The following is a 21259-nucleotide window of genomic DNA, read 5'->3' on the forward strand; positions in this document are numbered from 1 at the left end:
TACTTACAAATTTGTGTTACCTATGAATAAATCTTATTCAGTCTAATTCCTTACCTTGATAAGGTCAATAAAGTTAAAGGATTTAAGCACATGCTCTGCATCAATACTAAAATAGAGAGCAAAACTCCTTTCTTGACAAAAATCATCAATATGGTAATTAGATTGTGTAGCAAATAGAACAGTTCACCTTTGTTTACAAGCATCAAGAAATGATCTTCGGCTACAAACTTCATCTCAGGATGCATCGATACTAACCGAATATACCCAATAAGCTTAAACGTACTGATTATGAAAACTCAAATTCTTCTCATGCTGACGTTGTTACTTTCTTTTTGTATACAGTTAGTGGCACAGCAGCATCCACTGGTAGGTACCTGGCAAATGATTTCCTCCAAAGTGATAGATGTGGATGGTAATGAAATTTTACAGGATAACTCAAACGCAAGGGAAATTAAAATCATTACCCCTACCCACTTTATGTTTATCGCTCACGATATCAAAGACGACTCGCTCATTTTCAAGGGAAGTATAGCAGGAACTGTAAACGTGGAGGGTGACCGCTATATTGAAAGTCCTATCTATAGCTCAGCTGAGGAATATAATCACTTCAAAACCAACTTTAGCTGGCAGGTTGATGGTGATCAATTCATTCAAAGAGGCACTATTACGCTGGCTGATGGCAGCAAAGTCATATTGAAAGAGCTGGTATTTCAGCGGGTAAACTCAACTGAACAATACGTAGAAAACCCTTCGGTAGGAGTTTGGGATCAACTTTCATCATCTTACACCCTGGCTGATGGAACACAGGAATCACATACCAATGCCATTGCTACGCGCTTTCAAATTATTACCTCTACTCACTGGATGAGGATAAGTCATAGAAACAATGAGTTTGAAAATGCTATGGGAGGGCGTTATACTTTGGAAAATGTAAGCGAGGAAGTGAACCTTGAAGATTTCGCTCCCGGATATGGCGGTAAGCATACATCTGAAATTACTAAACTTTACCCTCAGCTTGAGTATGCATCCTTCTCTGTGAACCCTGAGGAAAAGTATGAATTTATCCAGCGTGTAGAAGACGATAAGCTGTATATCAGTGGATTTGGTAAGGACGCGGAAGGAAACAAAATACTAAGCTTTGAAGATATATTTCAAAAAGTAAATTCGCATGCCAATGGAACTACCTTATTAAAATAAATTTTGTGCTATTCTGCTCGCAAGAGCAGTGATCAGTTCTTTTATTTTTCTGGACAGTAATAAATTCGCACTTAGTCCTAAGAAATATAGGGCGGCAAATTAAGGGAGCGCATCCGCTCACAAATTTATTTCGGTCCACCCACTGTAAAGCTAACATTTGACTTAGAGAAATTTTAAATGCTCAAGCGATATTTACAATGAAAAAAGCAGAAGAAATTTTAACGAATCACTTACAGGCACTGGGAAGTGGAGACATAGATCAACTCATGCAGGACTACTCAGAAGAGTCGGTATTTATAACTCCCAATGGTTTATTCAAAGGTCTTATGGCAATTCAGGAAGAGTTTAGTAATTTACTGAGGGCCTTCCCTCCCGGCTCAACTTTAAACATTCTCAATAAACTCATCAAAGATAAATACATGCTTCTCATGTGGTCCGGAGAATCTGAAAGTCTAAACATACCCTTTGCTTCGGACACATTTATAATCAGTGACGATAAAATTATCTTTCAGTCTTTTGCCGGTCAGTTAATCGCCAAATGAAATGAGCTTAAGCACTTTGGTAGCTTCTGAGTATTTCATTTGGCTTTTTTATACCTCATCTGTATGTTTAAAGAATTTTTAAAATTACTTTTTAACTACTATGCTGAGATTTCTATTTACATTGACAACACTCCTTTTTTTTACATTTCAATCATTTGCCCAGGTACCCCCTAAGCATCATCCAAAAACAAAAGGTGATGATTGGAAACTGCTTTTTCAGCCTGACTTATCCGACGCTATCTATCCTGAGGGCGTATGGTCATTTGAAGATGGAGTACTAACTGCCACCGAAGACCAGGCCATCTGGACAGAGGAAGAGTATGATAATTTTATCATTAATCTTGAGTTTAAAACAGCAGAAGGTACCAATAGCGGTGTGATTGTGTATGCCAGTGATATTGATAACTGGATACCCAATTCCGTTGAAATCCAGATTGCTGATGATTATGCTGAGCAATGGGCCAATGCAGACCCCACCTGGCAGGCAGGAGCTGTTTTTGGACATCTGGCCCCTAAGCGTAGCAAAGTAAAAAAGCCGGGCAAATGGAACAAATATACCATTACCTGCAAAGACCAGATGATCTGGGTGATGCTTAACGGAGAAATGGTAAGTGAGATGGATATGAGCAAATGGACGTCTGCTACAACCAATCCGGACGGATCAGAAATACCATCCTGGCTGAGCACTCCCTTTTCAGAACTACCTACACACGGTAGAATCGGCTTGCAAGGTAAGCATGCCGGAGCACCTATCTGGTTCCGGAATATGAAGGTTAAAATATTGCCTTAAGCTTAAGATAAGAGTTAATAACCTCTTAATATTCTGATTAAGAGGTTATTACAATTTCAATTGAAGAATTGTGTTGATTACATTTAACCAATACTCTCTGCGATATTATCAAAAATAGCGCCTAGAACTGAGATCACGAGGCTAAAGATCAGTGCCCACCAGAAGCCGGATACATAAAAGTCGCCTACCATCGCATCGGTCAGGAGTACGATCACCGCATTGATGACCAAAAGGAATAACCCCAGGGTCAGCACAGTCACTGGAATCGTTAGAATTACTAAGATGGGGCGCAATACCGCATTAAAAAGGGACAAAATAACTGCGACGAGCAGCGCTGCCCAAAAGCTCTCTACTTCCACTCCAGGCAGTATATAGGCAGCGATTAACACAGCCACCGCCGAAAGTATCCATTTGATAATAAATGATAGCATAATTGTTGGTTCGGTTGATAATTCTCTGAATATGGCTAAAATATCCTTATCTGGCAATAAGATGCTCAGTATATCCTTCATCTACTAACCTTTGATAAGCTTCCCAAACCTCCTGGGGAACTTCCTGAGAAATCTGAAAACCTTTTTCTGCATAAATTTTGATTCGCTGCAGATCCCCTACAATGAGGTGAATGACTCTTTCATGATTAATTTCCGGATCACTGGCGATACAGTAATTATGATAATCTAAAGGAGGTGAAGAGATCAGGCATTTTTTATCAGGAAAATGCTTTTTAAAAGTAGCAAAAGCTCTTCTTTCCATATAGGGCTTTTGAACCACGATAAAATCCTGAAGATCCAGCCCTTCCGCCTTGATCAGCGACTCAGTTAAACGAAGGTTTTCTCCTGTATTGGTAGACTTATTTTCCAGATATATCCTTTCTTTGGGCACTCCTTTTTCAATAGCGACATCAGCGAAAACCTCAGCTTCCGCTCGTTCCCACATGCCTTCTGTAAGCCGGCCTAGTCCTCCGGAAAAGATAAGATGATCTGCCCAGCCTTCCAGATAGAGATCAGCCGCATGCGCTGCTACACGTAAATCATGGCTTCCCAGCGTGAGGATACAGTCTGCCTTTTCCAGTTGATGATGCATAAGGTGATAATCCCAGATAGTCTGAATACATTTGTTTTTGTCCATAGTCTGCAATTTAGTATTTTTAGTTTTAGTGGGTTTCCCGTTTACTAAAGTGATGTGACGAGCAACCCTAATGATCAATTTGTTCACCAACTCAAGCAAACTTAATCTCATGTTAACAATTTCTTAAACTCCCCTGCCTGAACTAGTTACTATTTAATGTAATTTTGAGTTTTCATCAACCTAATCTTCAACATGCAAAGCAATATCCAAAATAGACGTTCTTTCATCAAATCTGCCGGACTGGTAAGCCTGGGATTTCTGGGGCTTACACAGTATGTCAACGGAAAATCTTTTCTGACACCTGCGGCTAATAATGCGGGCTATGGCGCATTGTTAGCTGATCCTCAGGGAATTCTTAATTTACCCAAAGGCTTTTCTTATAAGGTAATTTTTCGTCAGGGAGATAAAATGACTGACGGCTTCTTTGGCCCAGATTACCCTGATGGAATGGCAACATTTAAAGGTAAAAATGACAGAGTCATTCTGATCCGTAATCATGAAACTAATCCGGGACACGAGAATGGTCCGTATGGCAAGAATCTGGAACTTTTAGGTAAACTGAAGCCCGAACAAGTGTATGATTATGGAGAAGGGAAACAACCGGGAACCGGAGGTACTTCCACTCTCATTTTTAACGAGAAAACGGGAGAAGTAGAAACTTCTTACCTCAGTCTGGCCGGTACAGTCCGTAACTGTGCCGGTGGCATGACGCCCTGGAGAAGCTGGATCAGCTGCGAAGAAAATACCAGCCGTGCCGGAGAGGGGCTGGAAAAAGACCACGGTTATAACTTTGAAGTTCCTGCCTCTGAAAAAATCAATCTCGCTGACCCGCTTCCTTTAAAAGAAATGGGGCGCTTTAACCATGAAGCAGTATGCGTTGACCCCCGTACCAGTATCGTCTACCAGACTGAAGACCGTGGGGATGGATTAATTTATCGCTTCCTGCCCAACAAAAAAGAAAAACTGCACAAAGGAGGTACGCTACAGGTGCTCGCCATCAAAGGACAAAAAAGCTTTGACACACGCAACTGGAAAGATCTGGAAACTCCTAAAATGCCAAAAAACGAAAAAATGGAGGTAGAGTGGCTGGACATTGACAATGTGGAAGCTCCTGAAGATGATTTGCGACTCAGAGGTTTTGAAAGTGGGGCAGCGAGATTTGCCCGCGGTGAAGGTATGTGGTTTGGCGATGACGAACTTTATTTTGCCTGTACCAATGGTGGAGAGATAGGCAGTGGGCAGGTTTTCCGTTATGTGCCCAGTACATACGAAGGAACAGAGCGTGAGAAAGAAGCTCCCGGCACTGTAGAGCTTTTTCTGGAACCCAACGATCAGGATATTTTAAAGAACTGTGACAACCTAACGATCGCACCCTGGGGGGATATTATCCTCTGTGAAGATCACCCTGAGCCTTTTGTCGTTGGCGTAACCCAGCAGGGAGAAATCTATAAGCTGGCTGAAAATGTAGGCTACCGTACAGAATTTGCCGGAGGTGTATTTTCTCCTTCCGGAGATACGTATTTTGTGAATATACAGGGGGCAGGAATCACCCTGGCAATCACCGGTCCCTGGAAAAAACCAGCCTGATCTGGTAGATAAGCTGATATAGAGGGATCTCGTCAGGTTTTGATGAGGTTCCTTTTTAGTTTAACCATGTCAGCAATTCATTACATTAAAGTGCACATCATTTCTACTTATGAAAAAATTATTTGCCGTATTATTTAGCTTGCTGATTATCAACAGTCTACAAGCGCAGGTGATCCCTTTACCTCACGCCCACGCCCACAATGACTACAATCATGAACGCCCTTTACTGGATGCGCTTGCCCACGGATTTACCAGCGTTGAAGCTGATGTATTGCTCATTGATGGTGAGCTGTATGTGGGACATGATATGCCTGAGGGAAAGCACGCTTTGCCTACATTCAAAGCATTGTACCTAGATCCATTACAACGGATCGTACATAACCACAGAGGCAAGGTTTACCCAGATTATGAAGGTGATTTTTACCTGATGATTGATATCAAAACTGAAGCTGAACCTACTTATGCAGTACTCCGTGAACAACTGGCTGCGTACACCTCCATGCTTACTTACTCTGAAAATGGAGAGGTCCATAAAGGGGCGGTAACTATCTTCCTCTCGGGCAATCGCCCCATTACAAGCGTGGAAAAGCAAAGTAAAAGCCTGGTTGCTATTGACGGAAGGCCGGAAGATCTCGGCAAAGATTATCCAAGCTCCCTTATGCCATTTGTCAGCCAACATTTCAGGGCAGTAGTAGATTGGGATGGCGAAGGAGCTATACCGAAGCAGGAGATGGAAAAACTAAGTGCGCTTACTGCCAAAGTCCATGCCGAAGATAAAAAAGTAAGGCTCTGGGCTTCTCCTGAAAATGAAAACACCTGGAAAATACTGATGCAGGCTGAGGCTGATCTGATCAATACTGACAAACTCAGTAAGCTACAGGATTTTCTCATCAGAGGTTATAGCAGTAGGCACTAGTCTTCAAGATAACTTAACATTGGGTTAATATTAAGAACATACTACTATCGTACATTTACCGCTGTAGATTTGATTTTCATAATGGACGGTCACAAAGAGCTGGGAACTTTCTCAGCTTTTTGTATTATATCCAAATCAAGAATTATTGGGATCCAGAAAGTTAAGCAGGCAAACTTGAAGAAAGCGTACCCCTTAGCCTGAGTATCCGTAGCTCAGGCAGGTATAAGTGGTGCAGTGAGGTACAACAGTCGTAGTGCTGGCTTTTGTCAGAGTTTTTCCCTTTTTATTTGTTGCCAGCTACTTGCACTTCATGCGTAAGCATGTATTTTTCACCTACGTCCATAAACTTAAGCTCACCATGAATACTTCCTCGCTTTTCTAGGTCTTTTAAAATATTGACAGGCTCCCCCAAAGGCTCATCTGAAAGGTCATACGTACCGTAGTGCATAGGAATCATTACTTTACCCCCCAAATCATTGAAAGCATGCACTGCTTCACCGGGATGCATATGGGCGGCTTTCATAATATAAGAGGGCTTATAGGCGCCTACCGGTAACATACAAATATCCGGACTACCTAAAATATCGCTGATCTCCTTGAAATGATCGGCATAGGCAGAATCTGCTCCGAAGTAGATACTCTTGTTCTTAGTTTTGATCAGAAAGCTTCCCCACAATTGCCGGTTGAAGTCCTTTAGGTACCGACGGTTCCAATGCTTGGCAGGTAAAAAATACACAGCTACATCTTCATTCAATGTATACTGCTGCCACCATGCTGCTTCCTGGAAACTGACATTTTTTTTCTTTTTGCCCAAAAGATCGCTGATTTTTAGTGGTAAGAGCAACTTCATTTTAGGGTTTTGATCCAGCAGCTGATTTACTGATGTTTTATCAAAATGATCCCGGTGTCCGTGAGAGATCAGCAGGTAGTTTATACCGATCAGATCGTAAATTGAACAGGGCAGGCCTACCTGTCGCTTTATAATCGGAAGGTCTTTGAGACAGGGATCAGTAAAAAAGCTCACGCCATTGATGCGGATAAAAAAAGAGGCATGGCCCAACCATACGATCATATCCTCATCACTGGTTATAAAAGAAGTATTGCGGTTTACTCTGAGTCGAAAATTATCATCTTTCTTCTCGGTTTTTTGAGGATTAGGGCTGAACTGCCACTTCAGGATTTTTTTGAAAGGAATTACCTCCGACGCATAATCAGCGCTTTCAAACATTTTATTTTGAAAGAGGTTTCCTTTATAGTTCTTTTTTATGGTTTTTAGCTCCGGGTTCAGTAAATACATAGTTGGAAAAATAGTGACGATAATCCGCCTTCAAACAAATTATTACGCAAAAAACATTTTATTTCAATTATTGAATGTATTAACTGTTTTTACTCCTAAACGTTTGTTATATTTTTCATTAATACTTTTACTGGTCTCTTGTGGAGATTCTTCAGAAAAAATTAGTGGAAATTATGAAACTACTGTAACCTCTCCTTCCCAACTCTATGAATATGAAGCATTTTCTAAAACATTGAATTCAGATTCTACTCAGGTAAATGATTTAGGCATAAGCCTTAAATTAAACCTTTTTGAAGACCATAGGGCAGAATTAACAATTGACTTTATGGACGCCCGTCCTGATATCAAACAAAAAGGGAGCTGGGAACTTACTGGAAATCAGCGAGTAACAGCTTATTTTGTAGAAAAAAACGGGAAGTATTTTCGGGACACGCTACTTCTTCGTAACGAAGGTTTGAGGTTGATGCTAAAAAGCAAACAAAGTTCCAGCCTTGAAGATATAACCCTAATGAGGTTGCAGTAGATAAAATGGAATTATGATCACTGAAGGCTAAATTAATACACCTTGATAATGATTTTCTTCTCCCATAACAATGATTTATAGTTGAGCCTGTCCATCTTTTAATACTTTGGCTTGCATCACCCATCCATCTCTTTTGATACGACCCGGGAAAAATTCAATAGCTTCATTGACCTTGGTCTCATCATCCTGATTGAACCTTGAGATCTGTTCAAAAGTATAAATACCCAGGGCATTGAGTTTCTTTTCTATGAATGGTCCCACGCCTTTGATAAGTTTCAAATCATCTTTTTCATGTTTGTCAGAACGGCCTATTCTATTGAAGTTGATGTCTGAGGATTTAGCTTTAATGCGGTCCAGTACTTCTGCCTGGCTTGTTTGCTTAGCAGCATTATTTCCATTAGCCTTAGGTGGCGGTGAAGGCAGCGGCTCAGGCGTAGCCTTGGTTTCAAAACTTTCAAGTCTGGCTTGCAAATCAGCCAGTTTCCTCTCCGCTTCCGCTCGCCTTCGGGTACAACGGCTAAGCTGGGCGGTAATGCCGGCCTGTTCCTGCCGGGTTTCTTCCAATGCCCGCTCTTGTTCATTAAGTGTGGACTCGTAGGCATTGGTAACCGTCTTTTTTCCGATCAGATAGCCTAAGAATGCACAGCCACCCAGGGCAACAAGCGCAAGAAATAAATCTAAAATCATGGTTTTAGGCGTTAGTTAAGTTTAATTTCTACACGGCGGTTTTGACTTCTTCCTGCTTCAGTATCATTACCGGCGATAGGTTCAGACTCACCCCGGGTATCAGTCACAATCTGTACTCTGGCTATGCCCGCCCTTGTCAGGATGTCTCTGGTAAACTCCGCCCTGTCCAGCCCATAATCCAGGTTGCGCTGAGCATCTCCGACATTATCCGTATGACCTATCAGTGCGACTGTTGCCTCCTTTTGATGACTTAGGTATAGTTTGAGCTGACTGATATACTGCCGTACTTCATCATTCACTTGCAGAGATGTTTCACCGGTTTCAAAATAAAGATTTTGGGAAGTGTTCTTCAACATTTCTTCCAGCGCGGCGACTTCCTCTTCTTCCAGTTTGTTTTCTTCGGGAAAATCATCTGTGATTTCAAATAAGAGCCCATCCATTAAAGTGTCTCTTTGAAAATTCAGATTGATATTTTCCTGGGCATTTACAAATAATTGCTGACGATCAATGCCAAAATCATTCAGCCAGGTTTTAAATGCTTCCGCTCTGGCCATTCCCAGATTGGGAAGCAAAGAGTTATTGGTTTCAGTATCATCGTACAAACCGATAATGAGCAAGCCCTCATCCTCATGTTCATTCAGGTAATTTTTTAGGGTACTGAGCGCCGTATCAGCAGTATTAGGTATAATTGGAATAGCCTGAGAACGAGCGAATTTGATATTTTCTTCCGCCCCTACTTCCAGGTCTTCACCCGCAAATATCAGCTGCGAAACTGTCTCTGTTCTTAAGGCAAGGTCTGAGGCACTTTCATCTCCACAGTGCCCCTGATGCCAGCAGACATAATAGTACGTCCATAAGCTGATCCAGCCTGCTAAGATGAGCATTAATAAAATTCTCATGCTAGGATATAGTAATCACCAATAATTCAATCCTTATCAGGTATCTTTTTTATTGAGTTGTTTTGCCTGCTCAATCCAATGATCTCTTTCAATCCGACCTGAAAAACCGTTAAGCTTTTCTTCTATTTTTTCAATATCCTGCCTGGTCAGCTCTGCAATATGCTCATAGGTAGTCAGGCCAATTGCTTTTAATTTCCGTTCTAAAACCGGCCCTACTCCTTTGATTTTTTTGAGATCATCTCCAGCAGCCGCTTTTGTTTTGTTTTTTTTCTTCTTCTGGGCTTTGGGGGGGGGCTCAGGAGAAGTTGGGGTTTGCGCTTCCACCACTTCCAACTCCCACACCTTGATGTTCCTACCCATTATGTAAAGCAGTATGCCTAATCCAGCGAGGGTAGCAATTATTTTTAAGATTAATCGGGACATATATTCATCGTTTAGCTGTGATCAATATAAGAAAAACATACCTTTTTGCATAAGCATACTGCTAGTTTGAGGCGTACAGCGAACGGAAGTGTACAATTTTGCTGTTTCAGGCATTTTCTTTCAAAAAACCCTTTATTTTGTATTAAAAGTTAAAACTGAAAATCGTATTTTTAGTTAATAGACCAACATTTTCACCAAATAATAATCATATGGGATCTATAGCTATACCAATTCCTCCCTTATCCGGCAATCAGGATATTGAAGTTGACATCCGGGTCAACGGAGAGTTGAAGAAACAGAATTTCCGGGTAGAAGTTTTTTTCTGGAAGGACTGCAAAGCACAGCAAAACCGTGCTGAATGTATCAGAGAAATACTCTCTAAGTATGATAAAGACTGGCAGCTCTACTACATAGGAATGCCCACCGATGAGTTTGTGCCAATTACATTTATGAAAAAAAGTGCCTGACCTACATCTGCTTACCAATATTAATTTAAAGGCACTTCTTCTGAATCATGTATTAAATTCATCCACAGCGCCACCATACCCTTCTTGTGGCTGCCATATGCCATTTTAAATTTACGCCCCCACACTATTTCGTCATTTTTATAAGAACTACGGGCATACACTTCCTGACTAAAAGAGTCATCAAAGCCCTTGATCAGTACCAGAAACTCCCCATTTTGCTGCTCAAACGTCTCTTTGGTAACTTTAAACAAGGGGCTATCTTCATCCAGTGGGTGCACGATAGTCCAGCTCATGGCCAGGAAATCTACTTTGTTACGCTCAAGCTTAAGGTTCTCATATACTCTTTTCTTCTGCTGATGGTCAAAATAGGTATACACTACTTTTACCTGTACCTCTATCAGCTCACTGCTTCTTTTGTTAGCGATACGAAACATAAAAGCATTGATATCACGATAAGGGGCGATAATCGCATTTTCGCTATAAAGAATTCTGGCATGCGGACGGGAAAAGCGGCCGTATATCAATCCGGTAATAAGTGCAAAGCCCATCAAACCTAGTAAAGATTCTACTGAGGAGACTACTCCTGCCCAAAAACTTACAGGGTTAACTCTTCCATAGCCTACTGTGGTTATGGTCTGAGAGCTAAAGAAAAAAGCCTCATACAGATTACCCATAAAAGCGCCTTCACTCACTGACAATTGGTCAATACCAACGGCTACATAGATAAATGCGAAGATAAGGTTAACCACAAAATAAGAGGCACTTACCAGACACAGAAACCTGATCCAGGACATGGAGATGAGTGCATTATACGCATCATAAGGACGAAGCCATGGCCTTCCTTTCTTCTTTACATTAAAACTCCCGTTTTTATTGATCAGGCGCTGACCGTATTCAAAGCTACTGTTGCCTAAACCCAGGTCTTTAAAGGAGTCATTCATGTGCAGGTTCTGGCTTAACTGACTTAAGTAATCTTTTAGGGCCACTGCATTAAATTTTTGATTTAGATAATTTGAAAGTTGAGCGAAAGTAATTTCATCTTATATTAGAACGTTCAAAACTTTCATAGGATAATATAGCAAATACATTATCATCTGATTTCATCAAACCCATAAGATACCCTTAGTTTCATGAATTGTACTAGAACCCTGAAATTGCTTTTGTCGGTACTCACCCCACTTTATCTGCTCACATCATGCGGTGAAGATAGTTTACAGTTTGCCATCACCTTCCCTGAATCCTTGAGTGAGGAGGCACTGGATGGCAGAATGTTGCTACTCATCTCAGACAATAATGAAGATGAACCTCGTTTTCAGATCAGTGACGGGCCAGATACAAAATTGGTGTATGGAATAGATGTGAACGCCTTGAAGGCAGGTGATGAAGCAATCATTTCAGATACAGTCTTTGGCTATCCGTTAGAATCACTCAGCAGGATCCCTGCGGGAGAGTATTACGTACAAGCACTGCTGCATAAGTACGAAACATTTAATCTTTCCAATGGCCACACCGTTAAGCTGCCGATGGATCAGGGGGAGGGACAGCAATGGAACCGTTCTCCCGGCAACTTTTACAGCACTCCGCAAAAAGTTTATATTGACCCTGCAGCAAAAGAAACGATCCACATCAGTCTTGACAATGAAATTCCTCCCATAGAAGAGCCTGAAGACACTGAATATATCAAGCATATCAAAATACAGAGTGAATTGCTATCAGAGTTCTGGGGTCGGCCTATGTATCTGGGAGCCCATGTCCTCCTGCCGGAAGGGTTTGATGAGCATCCAAACGCTCGTTATCCCCTAGCAGTTTTTCATGGTCATTTCCCCTATACTTTCGGTGGCTTTCGGACTGAAGCACCTGACCCGAACCTGGAGCCGGATTACAGTGAGCGATTTGACATGGAAGGATATAATAAAATTCAGCAGCAGGAAGCTTATGAATTCTACAAAACCTGGACCGGACCGGATTTTCCCCGCATGATCATCATAGAGATACAGCATCAAAACCCTTACTATGATGACAGTTATGCGGTAAACTCTGCTAACCTTGGGCCTTATGGAGATGCCATTACCTATGAGCTTATTCCTTATATTGAGCAACAGTTTCGTGGCATAGGCGAAGGCTGGGCACGTTTTCTTTATGGAGGGTCAACCGGTGGCTGGGAAGCCCTGGCCGCCCAAGTGATGTATCCGGAGGAATATAATGCCTGCTTTGCCGCCTGTCCGGACCCCATTGATTTCCGGGCTTACACCGTTGTGGATATTTATCAGGATTCAAATGCCTATTACCTGCCCAGCAAATATAAAAATACCCTTCGTCCCGGGCACCGTGACTATCTGGGGCATGTGAGTGCTACGCTCGAGGACATGAACCACAAAGAACTGGCTCTGGGAACCAAGAGTCGCTCCGGCCAGCAGTGGGATATCTGGCAGGCTGTATATTCTCCTAGCGGCGCTGATGGTTACCCTAAACCCATCTGGGACAAGCGTAGTGGAACAATAGACCATAGCGTAGCGGAATACTGGAAAGAAAATTATGACCTGCGACATATACTGGAACGTGACTGGGACAAGCTTGGCCCTGAGCTTCAGGGAAAAATCCATATCTACTGTGGCGATATGGATAACTACTATCTCAACAATGCCGTGATGCTGATGGAAGATTTTCTGGAGAATACTGAAGACCCTTACTATGATGGTGAAGTGGCCTATGGTGATGGCGCAGAGCACTGCTGGAATGGTGATCCGGAATTACCCAATGCTATTTCAAGGCTTCGTTATAACACCATGTACGTTCCCAAAATTCTGAAACGTATTGAAGAGTCTGCACCTGAGGGGGCGGATCTTAGCAGTTGGCGCTATTAATAAGAGCAGCTTGCGTAAGCGCAACAACAACATTCTGTATTTTATGCATTATTGAAACATTAATTGTTTTAGCTCGCTGAACTTTTTAACTTTCGGAAAAATATGATTAGGGTCCCTTCTTTTATTTAATTTACTGATTATGAAGGATTTGAAGACTGATTCAAAACAACAGTCTAAAGAAAAACATTCACCCTCTGATGAGGGGGTAAACAAAGATGAAGTATTCAAAGAGCCAAGCAACCGGGTAGAAGACTTCAAATTCAGCAAAAAGGTAGCTACTGTATTTGACGACATGGTCAGTCGCTCCGTGCCTTTCTATGGAGAAATGCAACGAATGGTCGCTGAGATCGCTTCTGACTTTGCTACTCCAGGCTCGGTAGTGTACGATCTGGGCTGCTCCACAGGTACTACCATGATAGGTATGAACAGTATGCTGGACGACAGTATCAAGTTTGTCGGCATAGATGAGTCGGATGACATGCTTAACAAATGCGACGAAAAGCTAAAAAAAGCAAATTTCACCCGTCCCTATGAATTAAGAAATACCAACTTACATCAGGGAATCAAACTTGATAATGCTTCGGTTGTGGTACTCTGTCTTACCTTACAGTTTGTGCGCCCGCTTTATCGTGATAAATTGATTGCTGAAATTTATGAGCAAATGAATCCCAATGGTGCCTTGATTCTTGTAGAGAAAGTTTTGGGAGAAGACTCCATTTTTAACCGCTTGTTTATCAACTATTACTACAACTACAAGCGCAGAAACAACTACAGCGAGATGGAAATCTCCCAGAAGCGTGAGGCGCTGGAGAACGTGCTGATCCCCTATAAGCTCATGGAAAACCGGGAAATGTTGCTCAATAATAAATTCCGGTACTTTGAGGTGTTTTTTAAATGGTATAACTTCTGTGGACTCGTAGCTGTAAAATAATGGTTAAAATAGGTAACTTCTTTTTTCATTACCGGAACTTCATGTTCCCGGTATTTTATCTGGCACTCTTTCTCCCTTCTCCCCCCATTTTTGAGCATTATGTAACGGCCATAATTTCAGGGGGAATCATAGCACTTATCGGCCAGAGCATACGCTGGACGACCATAGGCTTGGTGTACATTATCCGGGGCGGTAAAAACCGACAGGTATATGCTGAGAAGCTGGTCACTGACGGCATCTTTGCCCACTGCCGCAACCCCATGTATGTAGGAAATGTGCTGATGCTGATTGGTACCGGCATACTGGCAAACAGTTTGTACTTTCTGCTGATCGGTGGCCCTTTCTTTATCTTTGTGTATCAGGCGATCATCATGGCGGAAGAGAATTTTCTGCACAATAAGTTCGGTGCTGAGTTTGAAGCTTATAAAGCCAGCACCGGACGCTGGTTACCCAGGCTCAAAGGACTAGGCACCACCCTGAACAGTATGACTTTTCGGTGGAAGCGGGTAATCCTTAAGGAATACAATACTTCCTATATCTGGTTATTGGGCTGCACGTTACTGATCCTCAAGCAAGTGTACGAGCATGAGACTTCCGTAGAATTTGATAGGGCTTTGCCTGTTTTGATTGGCGTGATTATTTTCATTACGCTTACCTACGCTACGATCAAGTATATGAAAAAGACCAAGCGCTTTACCAGTGCTTAGTGAAAAGGGTTCTATCGCAAAAACATAAAGCCGACTTGACAGTCGGCTTTGTTATTTGAAATAGCTTATTATTTCATATTAAAAAATCTTCTCATAATTATATCATGAGGGTTCTGTATATGTTTGTTTTCTTTAGTTTTAGCTTCTGGATGTTCTGAATCAACTAATATAAACTCAAACTCATTAAATTCATATTTGGCATCATAAGCTTTTTCAATGAAGCCATTTAATGAACTTACTCCATCATAATTAAAGAACTGTATTTGTTCATGTGATAGATTATTTTTAGAATCTCTTATCAAAGAATATCTTTCATAGATTTCAGCAGGAATATTCATTTGCTGAACCTCTATATTTCCTTCTTTAACATCAGAATCAATATACCAATACACATTTCTCAATTCAGTATCAGTGCGATACCTATATCTCCATAGATTACTAACAAAATCAGCTTCGTAGTCCACTAACGCAGAAAAGGACTCTATACTATTATCGTCGATTTCAAACCCAACCTGAGGTATTTCATATAGATTATCAGGCTTGTCACTCGAAGTTTTATAATAAAGAACGGGTCCATTTTTGATAGTAATTCCATATTTATATTCTTCAAATAGGTCATTTGGTACATAAGCTGAGATGGAAGAAACATTTCCTGAAAAAGAACGCCAGTATACATCATATACCTCACTATTATTATACTTGCCTCTTATATTAAGGATAACAACTTCATTTAATGGAAGTGATATGTTTTGCCATAATTGCATAGGTGTGAAGTCTTCTTCTGTAAGGTTATATTCTTTATCCAACTCTATTGAAGTAATCCAATTATACCTTGGAGGTTCGTTATTAGTTCTGTTAAATATATATGTAAAAGCTCTTGCTGGCACTTCAGCAATTTTTAACATAGCATTATGTTCGGTAATACCATTTTCATAATAGACGCTTCCCCAGTTTCTCCTTGAAACGTTATAAGTTGAAATATTTGAACTTTCGTTCTGTTCTAAGTAATAATTTATCTTTGCTGAACCAATGCTATCATCATTGTACATAGAGCCTTTAAGAGTCCAGTTTTGAGGTTTCAAATATTGATGTTGCCAGATATGTATTGATTCATTACTATCATCAAATTCATTTCTATTCACACGCATAATGTTGATTTCTTCATCTAAGAAATCTTCAGGTCTGTCTACCCGATAAACTTTACCATTTTCCAACATAAAAGACTCTATTAGCTCTCCATTCGTTTTTCCAACAACCACCCATTCTTCTTCACCATTTTTCAGATAGCTTTCTTCAACCTCTACCTTCAATAAAGCATTGAAAATCTCTATCTCCTGCCTGGCTTCAGTTTGATTTCCTCTCCCATCATAGGCAAGGGCTTTGAGTGCATATTTACCATCTTCATACTGCTTGCTGTTAAAGCTTAATTCGTAAGGAGCTTCTGTATCTTCACCTAATAGTTCATCATCCAGATAAAACTCTACGCTCGCCACCTTCTGATCATCAGTTACTTCAGCCTTTACCGACACATCCAGCCAGAGCTTTGTATCTGTAGTAGGCGACATAATGCTAATATTAGGTGCTACAGTATCCTGTATTTCTTCTTTGCAGGATGCCAGCAAGCATGCAAGTACCAATGCATAATAGCCCAGCCAGTTTCTTTTTATCATCATCAATAAGTTATGGGAAATAAAATATGACCGGCCAAAATTAATAGGATGAAGAAAAGTTATTTATCCTTTATTAAGTGTCTGCTACTTGTGTAATATATGAGAAACTCATGCATAAATCAGAGTATTGAGATAAGCTCTTTCAGATTCGATATTAGCTTACTTCAACCAATACTGGCGAACATTTGGAAGAATGACTTTTCGGCTATTGTAACTGTTGATTGATAAATAGCTTAGGATAAGAAGATTTTAAGGGCCAGCGAAAAAACAAAATAATCACCTCCCTAGATATATATAAAAGCGTTACAATGAATTATAAATTTTTTAAACTGACTTGTGTAGGTTTGTTATTTCTACTGATGACTTTCTCTTCCTGTACTGAGGATGAGGAGCGTCCGGTGCTTCAGTTAGACCTTCCTGATTTTAACAAAATAAATGTAGCACAGAATATCATTGTGAATATTCATGCTGGTGAGCAGAAAGTAGAACTCACTGGCTTAGGTCTATTGGATAGCGTTGAAATGACGGTAGTAGATGAGGAGTTAAGTATTTATAATCCCAATCCGACTTTAGTCAATGATGTGGTAGCTGATATTTGGGTACCGGAACTAATACAGATCATCTGCCGGGAAAACAGCATCACTTATTTTCCTGACAATTTTAGTAGTCGCAGTAATGAACTCACTTTGTTCGGTAGAAATTCTGCTAAGGTAAAAGTTGAACAAAATTTTACGTATGACTCCGTATACTTCGGCTTGCGTGATGCTGCTACCCTTGAAATCGCAAATATCCAAAGTAGGGAAGTTTACGCTTTTTTACGTAACAGTACCCGTAGTAATATTCAAGGTTTTAGCGAGCGCTTTAACTTGGTCATGAACGATGATTCCCAATTCAATATAGATTTTCCCGATGCTACAATTCTGTTCATTGAACCTATAGCGTCTGAACAAGTCACCATTACTACTAGAAATGATGCTTACGCCTGGGTTTATTCTACCAACATTCTGGATGCTAATGTAAATGATGGAAGTATCGTCTACTATAAAGGTAAGCCGGCAATCATTAAGCAAGATTTAAGTGAAGATGGCCAACTGTTAGAAAAGGACCAATAATACTGTTTCGCTCAAAGGCTCTGATTTTTTTGGGCGATCTCTTCCAATCTTATATTTATGTCATCACGGCTGAGCCAGCGTCCCCGTACCATCACCCCTGCGGGACTTTTAATGGCCTCCAGGCTTTCCAGCGGATTTGCGTTGGTTAAGATCAGGTCAGCACTGGCTCCTTCTATCACTTCGCCAAACTCACCTTCCATCTCAAAAAATACTGCCGGGTTAATGGTACCAATCTGTATTGCTTCCAGCGGAGTAAGTCCTGACTGAAGCATACCATTGAGTTCATGATGGATAGAAAAGCCCGGTACATTAAATACCTGAGGGGCATCGGATCCCAGCAACAGCCCCTGTCCATTTTCGTGCAACTGATGAATCATCTCATGGCGAATAGCATTAAATGACTCCCACTGTTCAGCGCTATACTCAGCCCCTCCTACCAGTTCGGTTTTTCTTTCCACCCAGTTTTCCAGCGTAGACTTAGGCATGTATTTCATCTCAGGAGCCTCTGCCAGCATATCCGCCGCTTCAGGAGAAAACCAGCGGTCAAACAGTGCCTGGGTAGGGACTACCCACACTTCATTTTCACCACTCATCTGTACCAGTTCACCTATCGTAGAAGTATCAGCCAGCATGGTAAAGTTATAGCCAAAAAAGCCATTTTCATCGGGCTGTACATTGGCATCTTCAGGTACCAATCCTTCTAGAAAACCATCTACATGGTCTATGGATGCATAGCCGCTTTCCAGTGCCCTTCTGATTCCTACATCTACCGATACATGGCCGGCAAAAGGGATATCTACTTCATGGGCTGTACGCACGATTTCATTAAAAACTTCAAGTTGTATTCCCGGATGAAGCTTCAAGAAATCGTAGTCGGCTTCTTTAGCGCTTACTACTTTCTCACGCGCCTGCGCTACGGTCTGTACGGTATTTCCATTGAAGGAAGGGCTGGAAGTAAATATCCTCGGACTGAGAATTTCGTTATTTTTCGCCTGTTCTCTTAACTCCAGATGAAGCGGGTGCCCTAACATTCCCCTGATGGTTGTCACCCCATTGGAGAGATATAAAAACAGTGTTTGGTCAATCAGTTCTTGGCTTTGCGGTGGAGAAGGAATATGGGCATGCATTTCCGCCAGCCCGGGCATCAGGTATTTTCCGCTGCCATCAATCAGCGCTACACTTTCAGGCCATTCTGCTGCCTGATCTAGGATACGGCTGATTTTACCGGAGTCAACAACGACGAACTGCCCTTCATCAATACTGCCATCACGCACATCTACCACATTAACATTACTAATCACTGTTGAAGTGTTGCTGATATTCTCTTGAGTAACTTCTTCCTGTGTTGTACAGGCAAAAAAAGGTAGGAGTAAAAAGATAAGATACTTCATAGCTTAGGTCGTTTTTGGCTGAAAGTTGATTCCTGAATGTAATGATTTTAGTGAACATTTGCCTGAGCCGGACCCTGGCAAATACCATTGCTTTTTGTAATAGCCTATTCAATCAGGCCCAGCTTTTTTGCTCGCTGCTCCCACTTTTGGCGGGCATAGCTTTGCAAATCGGATATAGAATCGGTCTCATCCATAATCTCAAGCCCGAAGAGCGTTTCTATCACATCCTCAAGGGTAACCAATCCCATCAGCCCTCCGTATTCATCCACCACTACGGCCAGGTGTTCCCTTTTTTCATTCAGCGTTTCAAATACTTTACGGAGCGGTGTATGGTTCCAGATCATGCTCACCTCTCTGCTGATATTTTTTAACAACTCATCCGACTTGCCATCCACCAGATTGGATAAGAGGTCATCTTTGAGCAAAATGCCTGTAACCGTATCTTTACTCTCATTGTACAACGGAATACGGGAAAAGTTCATCGGCTGATTGTTCTGATAATAGTGCATCAGCGTCTGATTTTCTTCAGCCATAACCATGACAGTACGGGGTGTCATCACATCTTCAGCTGTCAACTCGTCAAATTGCAAGACATTCTTGATCAGCTTATAGTCTCCTTCGTCAAAAGCACCACTCTCGTTGGCTACTTCGGTCATGGCGGCAAAATCCTGTCGGCTGAACACACTTTTGCCCTTATCTTTTTTCAGAATCTTGGTAAGTTGATTACTCAGCCATACGAAGGGAGTCAAAATCCACATCAGTACTCTCAAGGCACGTGCCGTCAAAGGAGCCAGCGACTTCCAGTTATTGGCGCCTAAGGTTTTGGGAATGATTTCGGAGAGAAATAAGATTGCCAGCGTCATGAGGGTGGCAATCAGTGACTCATATGTCATCTGAAATCCCAACACATTAAAATAGCTGGAACCGTATAACTTGCCTGCCTGCGCTCCTACCCCGATGGCTCCTACGGTATGAGCTATGGTATTGAGTGTAAGTATAGCCGACAGAGGTTTGTCAATATCTTCTTTCAGTGCAGCCAGTAATTTACCAGTGGCGGGAGCCTCTTGCTCTTTTCTTTTGATATAAGAAGGGGTCACACTAAGTAAGACTGCTTCCCATACAGAGCATAAAAATGAAAAGAGTATTGACAGCAGAAAAAATCCAATAAGTATGGTCATGCCAAAAGGTAGTATTTTTTTACATAAATGTAGTTCTGTTCATTGATGTTTTACAAATCAATCGCAAACAAAAAAAGCAGCAGGCTGCAAAAAAATGTACTTGTAAAAGTTGACCGAAAGCAATATACTAGTAAACAACTTGAACAACCTATCATTATGAGTGACTACTTACAGCAACTGGGTGTACGACAAGACACCCTTTCTATTGAAGAAAAAGCATTTCTGGACGAAAACGGTTACCTCGCTTTAGGAAAACTCCTGTCTGATCAGCAATTAAATGATATACGGAAGGTAATTCAACGTTTGTTGGATGAAGAAGGAGAGCGAGCCGGATTTGAACTGGCTGAGTCTAAGTACATACGTCACCCTAAAGAAGAAGGTGCCGACCGCCTGGCCGACCTGGTCAACAAAGATCCTATATTTGATATTTTCTATACGCACCCCAGGGTCCTGGCAGGGGTTGCTCATGTCTTAGGTCGGGAGTTGAAGCTTTCATCGCTAAACTACCGGGCTGCGCTGCCGGGTTTTGGTCAGCAGAAACTGCATGTTGACTGGCACGAAATTGTAGCACCTGCTGATTATAAAGTCTGCAATTCCATCTGGCTTCTGGATGATTTTTCTGCAGCCAATGGTGCGACTCGTCTGGTAGCCGGAACCCATAAAAATGGTAAATTACCCCAGGATGAACTGGAAGATCAGATGGCTACACATCCCGAGGAAATTATCATTGAAGCTCCCGCCGGAACTGTAGTGATCTTCAATTCCCATACCTGGCATGGCGGTACTACCAACCGTACGGATAAAGCAAGAAGGGCAATACACAGTTACTTCTGCCGTCGTGATCAGCCCCAGCAAATAGATCAGAGCCGATATATTCTGCCCGAAACTAAAACCAGATTAAGTAAAGCAGCCATTGAAGTGCTGGCGGTATGAGTAAAGCAATTACGCTT

Annotated in this window: 22 protein-coding genes; 12 read left to right on the plus strand and 10 right to left on the minus strand. The window is 41.5% G+C overall.

Going from position 1 to position 21259, the window contains the following annotated elements; genetic code table 11:
* The first annotated feature begins 288 nt into the window (after positions 1 to 288).
* From OKW21_RS16115 to OKW21_RS16125, 3 genes are all read left to right on the plus strand, one after another.
* Entirely contained in the window at positions 289 to 1197 is a 909-nt protein-coding gene (locus tag OKW21_RS16115) for a hypothetical protein (RefSeq protein ID WP_277480956.1), read from the plus strand.
* Between the two features lie 197 nt (positions 1198 to 1394).
* The gene (locus OKW21_RS16120; RefSeq protein ID WP_277480958.1) at positions 1395 to 1739 is read left to right on the plus strand and encodes a nuclear transport factor 2 family protein; all 345 of its coding nucleotides are present in this window, start codon (positions 1395 to 1397) and stop codon (positions 1737 to 1739) included.
* A 100-nt stretch (positions 1740 to 1839) separates the two neighbouring features.
* On the plus strand, positions 1840 to 2529 hold the full coding sequence (locus OKW21_RS16125) for a 3-keto-disaccharide hydrolase (protein ID WP_277480960.1): 690 nt from the start codon (positions 1840 to 1842) through the stop codon (positions 2527 to 2529).
* An 83-nt stretch (positions 2530 to 2612) separates the two neighbouring features.
* Here the strand turns inward: OKW21_RS16125 and OKW21_RS16130 are convergent, their stop codons facing one another.
* Positions 2613 to 2960, minus strand: a complete 348-nt coding sequence (locus OKW21_RS16130; protein ID WP_277480961.1) for a phage holin family protein — start codon at positions 2958 to 2960, stop codon at positions 2613 to 2615.
* 46 nt (positions 2961 to 3006) lie between these two features.
* The gene (locus OKW21_RS16135; RefSeq protein WP_277480963.1) at positions 3007 to 3657 is read right to left on the minus strand and encodes a YdcF family protein; all 651 of its coding nucleotides are present in this window, start codon (positions 3655 to 3657) and stop codon (positions 3007 to 3009) included.
* Between the two features lie 192 nt (positions 3658 to 3849).
* Between OKW21_RS16135 and OKW21_RS16140 the strand changes: the two genes are divergently transcribed.
* Entirely contained in the window at positions 3850 to 5244 is a 1395-nt protein-coding gene (locus OKW21_RS16140) for an alkaline phosphatase PhoX (protein WP_277480965.1), read from the plus strand.
* 109 nt (positions 5245 to 5353) lie between these two features.
* A complete protein-coding gene (locus tag OKW21_RS16145) occupies positions 5354 to 6160 on the plus strand; it encodes a phosphatidylinositol-specific phospholipase C/glycerophosphodiester phosphodiesterase family protein (RefSeq protein WP_277480967.1) in 807 nt (268 codons plus the stop codon).
* A gap of 283 nt (positions 6161 to 6443) precedes the next feature.
* On the opposite strand, the gene OKW21_RS16150 is transcribed toward OKW21_RS16145, so the two are convergent.
* Complete coding sequence (locus tag OKW21_RS16150; RefSeq protein WP_277480969.1) at positions 6444 to 7457, minus strand: MBL fold metallo-hydrolase; 1014 nt, start codon at positions 7455 to 7457, stop codon at positions 6444 to 6446.
* A 103-nt stretch (positions 7458 to 7560) separates the two neighbouring features.
* Here OKW21_RS16150 and OKW21_RS16155 point away from each other — a divergent pair, with 103 nt between their 5' ends.
* Positions 7561 to 7980: a hypothetical protein gene (locus OKW21_RS16155; protein WP_277480972.1), complete on the plus strand. Its 420-nt coding sequence runs from the start codon at positions 7561 to 7563 to the stop codon at positions 7978 to 7980.
* Between the two features lie 75 nt (positions 7981 to 8055).
* On the opposite strand, the gene OKW21_RS16160 is transcribed toward OKW21_RS16155, so the two are convergent.
* From OKW21_RS16160 to OKW21_RS16170, 3 genes are read right to left on the minus strand one after another with little or no spacing between them, the layout of a single operon-like run.
* Complete coding sequence (locus OKW21_RS16160) at positions 8056 to 8667, minus strand: hypothetical protein (protein WP_277480974.1); 612 nt, start codon at positions 8665 to 8667, stop codon at positions 8056 to 8058.
* Positions 8668 to 8678: 11 nt separating this feature from the next.
* Entirely contained in the window at positions 8679 to 9566 is an 888-nt protein-coding gene (locus tag OKW21_RS16165; RefSeq protein ID WP_277480976.1) for an OmpA family protein, read from the minus strand.
* Positions 9567 to 9602: 36 nt separating this feature from the next.
* Positions 9603 to 9989 carry a hypothetical protein gene (locus OKW21_RS16170; RefSeq protein ID WP_277480979.1) on the minus strand — a complete coding sequence of 129 codons (387 nt, stop codon included), beginning with the start codon at positions 9987 to 9989 and terminating at the stop codon, positions 9603 to 9605.
* 209 nt (positions 9990 to 10198) lie between these two features.
* Between OKW21_RS16170 and OKW21_RS16175 the strand changes: the two genes are divergently transcribed.
* Positions 10199 to 10456 (plus strand): hypothetical protein, encoded by a 258-nt coding sequence (locus OKW21_RS16175; protein ID WP_277480982.1) that lies wholly within the window; start codon positions 10199 to 10201, stop codon positions 10454 to 10456.
* A gap of 20 nt (positions 10457 to 10476) precedes the next feature.
* Here OKW21_RS16175 and OKW21_RS16180 read toward each other — a convergent pair whose 3' ends face one another.
* Positions 10477 to 11397 carry an ion channel gene (locus OKW21_RS16180; RefSeq protein WP_277480984.1) on the minus strand — a complete coding sequence of 307 codons (921 nt, stop codon included), beginning with the start codon at positions 11395 to 11397 and terminating at the stop codon, positions 10477 to 10479.
* A gap of 189 nt (positions 11398 to 11586) precedes the next feature.
* Between OKW21_RS16180 and OKW21_RS16185 the strand changes: the two genes are divergently transcribed.
* From OKW21_RS16185 to OKW21_RS16195, 3 genes are all read left to right on the plus strand, one after another.
* A complete protein-coding gene (locus OKW21_RS16185) occupies positions 11587 to 13320 on the plus strand; it encodes an alpha/beta hydrolase-fold protein (RefSeq protein ID WP_277480986.1) in 1734 nt (577 codons plus the stop codon).
* Between the two features lie 139 nt (positions 13321 to 13459).
* Positions 13460 to 14251: a carboxy-S-adenosyl-L-methionine synthase CmoA gene (gene cmoA / locus OKW21_RS16190; protein ID WP_277480988.1), complete on the plus strand. Its 792-nt coding sequence runs from the start codon at positions 13460 to 13462 to the stop codon at positions 14249 to 14251.
* Positions 14252 to 14292: 41 nt separating this feature from the next.
* The gene (locus tag OKW21_RS16195; protein ID WP_277480990.1) at positions 14293 to 14958 is read left to right on the plus strand and encodes a methyltransferase family protein; all 666 of its coding nucleotides are present in this window, start codon (positions 14293 to 14295) and stop codon (positions 14956 to 14958) included.
* A 68-nt stretch (positions 14959 to 15026) separates the two neighbouring features.
* Here the strand turns inward: OKW21_RS16195 and OKW21_RS16200 are convergent, their stop codons facing one another.
* Complete coding sequence (locus tag OKW21_RS16200) at positions 15027 to 16631, minus strand: Ig-like domain-containing protein (RefSeq protein WP_277480992.1); 1605 nt, start codon at positions 16629 to 16631, stop codon at positions 15027 to 15029.
* A gap of 305 nt (positions 16632 to 16936) precedes the next feature.
* Between OKW21_RS16200 and OKW21_RS16205 the strand changes: the two genes are divergently transcribed.
* On the plus strand, positions 16937 to 17740 hold the full coding sequence (locus OKW21_RS16205) for a GIN domain-containing protein (protein WP_277480994.1): 804 nt from the start codon (positions 16937 to 16939) through the stop codon (positions 17738 to 17740).
* An 11-nt stretch (positions 17741 to 17751) separates the two neighbouring features.
* Here OKW21_RS16205 and OKW21_RS16210 read toward each other — a convergent pair whose 3' ends face one another.
* Entirely contained in the window at positions 17752 to 19131 is a 1380-nt protein-coding gene (locus tag OKW21_RS16210; RefSeq protein ID WP_277480997.1) for an amidohydrolase family protein, read from the minus strand.
* Positions 19132 to 19235: 104 nt separating this feature from the next.
* Positions 19236 to 20309, minus strand: coding sequence for a hemolysin family protein (locus OKW21_RS16215; RefSeq protein WP_277480999.1), 1074 nt, complete (start codon positions 20307 to 20309; stop codon positions 19236 to 19238).
* Between the two features lie 156 nt (positions 20310 to 20465).
* On the opposite strand from OKW21_RS16215, the gene OKW21_RS16220 reads away from it, so the two are divergent.
* The gene (locus OKW21_RS16220; RefSeq protein WP_277481003.1) at positions 20466 to 21242 is read left to right on the plus strand and encodes a phytanoyl-CoA dioxygenase family protein; all 777 of its coding nucleotides are present in this window, start codon (positions 20466 to 20468) and stop codon (positions 21240 to 21242) included.
* Positions 21243 to 21259 lie beyond the last annotated feature (17 nt).

The sequence above is a fragment of the Catalinimonas alkaloidigena genome, assembly GCF_029504655.1.
In the GTDB taxonomy this organism is placed as follows: domain Bacteria; phylum Bacteroidota; class Bacteroidia; order Cytophagales; family Cyclobacteriaceae; genus Catalinimonas; species Catalinimonas alkaloidigena.

Coding starts and splice junctions, on each gene's coding strand:
- OKW21_RS16215 (WP_277480999.1), bottom strand. CDS start 20,309: ATGACCATACTTATTGGATTTTTTCTGCTGTCAATACTCTTTTCATTT.
- OKW21_RS16185 (WP_277480986.1), top strand. CDS start 11,587: ATGAATTGTACTAGAACCCTGAAATTGCTTTTGTCGGTACTCACCCCA.
- OKW21_RS16210 (WP_277480997.1), bottom strand. CDS start 19,131: ATGAAGTATCTTATCTTTTTACTCCTACCTTTTTTTGCCTGTACAACA.
- OKW21_RS16220 (WP_277481003.1), top strand. CDS start 20,466: ATGAGTGACTACTTACAGCAACTGGGTGTACGACAAGACACCCTTTCT.
- OKW21_RS16150 (WP_277480969.1), bottom strand. CDS start 7,457: ATGTATTTACTGAACCCGGAGCTAAAAACCATAAAAAAGAACTATAAA.
- OKW21_RS16140 (WP_277480965.1), top strand. CDS start 3,850: ATGCAAAGCAATATCCAAAATAGACGTTCTTTCATCAAATCTGCCGGA.
- OKW21_RS16145 (WP_277480967.1), top strand. CDS start 5,354: ATGAAAAAATTATTTGCCGTATTATTTAGCTTGCTGATTATCAACAGT.
- OKW21_RS16125 (WP_277480960.1), top strand. CDS start 1,840: ATGCTGAGATTTCTATTTACATTGACAACACTCCTTTTTTTTACATTT.
- OKW21_RS16120 (WP_277480958.1), top strand. CDS start 1,395: ATGAAAAAAGCAGAAGAAATTTTAACGAATCACTTACAGGCACTGGGA.
- OKW21_RS16195 (WP_277480990.1), top strand. CDS start 14,293: ATGTTCCCGGTATTTTATCTGGCACTCTTTCTCCCTTCTCCCCCCATT.
- OKW21_RS16175 (WP_277480982.1), top strand. CDS start 10,199: ATGGGATCTATAGCTATACCAATTCCTCCCTTATCCGGCAATCAGGAT.
- cmoA (WP_277480988.1), top strand. CDS start 13,460: ATGAAGGATTTGAAGACTGATTCAAAACAACAGTCTAAAGAAAAACAT.
- OKW21_RS16170 (WP_277480979.1), bottom strand. CDS start 9,989: ATGTCCCGATTAATCTTAAAAATAATTGCTACCCTCGCTGGATTAGGC.
- OKW21_RS16130 (WP_277480961.1), bottom strand. CDS start 2,960: ATGCTATCATTTATTATCAAATGGATACTTTCGGCGGTGGCTGTGTTA.
- OKW21_RS16135 (WP_277480963.1), bottom strand. CDS start 3,657: ATGGACAAAAACAAATGTATTCAGACTATCTGGGATTATCACCTTATG.
- OKW21_RS16160 (WP_277480974.1), bottom strand. CDS start 8,667: ATGATTTTAGATTTATTTCTTGCGCTTGTTGCCCTGGGTGGCTGTGCA.
- OKW21_RS16180 (WP_277480984.1), bottom strand. CDS start 11,397: ATGAATGACTCCTTTAAAGACCTGGGTTTAGGCAACAGTAGCTTTGAA.
- OKW21_RS16165 (WP_277480976.1), bottom strand. CDS start 9,566: ATGAGAATTTTATTAATGCTCATCTTAGCAGGCTGGATCAGCTTATGG.
- OKW21_RS16115 (WP_277480956.1), top strand. CDS start 289: ATGAAAACTCAAATTCTTCTCATGCTGACGTTGTTACTTTCTTTTTGT.
- OKW21_RS16205 (WP_277480994.1), top strand. CDS start 16,937: ATGAATTATAAATTTTTTAAACTGACTTGTGTAGGTTTGTTATTTCTA.
- OKW21_RS16200 (WP_277480992.1), bottom strand. CDS start 16,631: ATGATGATAAAAAGAAACTGGCTGGGCTATTATGCATTGGTACTTGCA.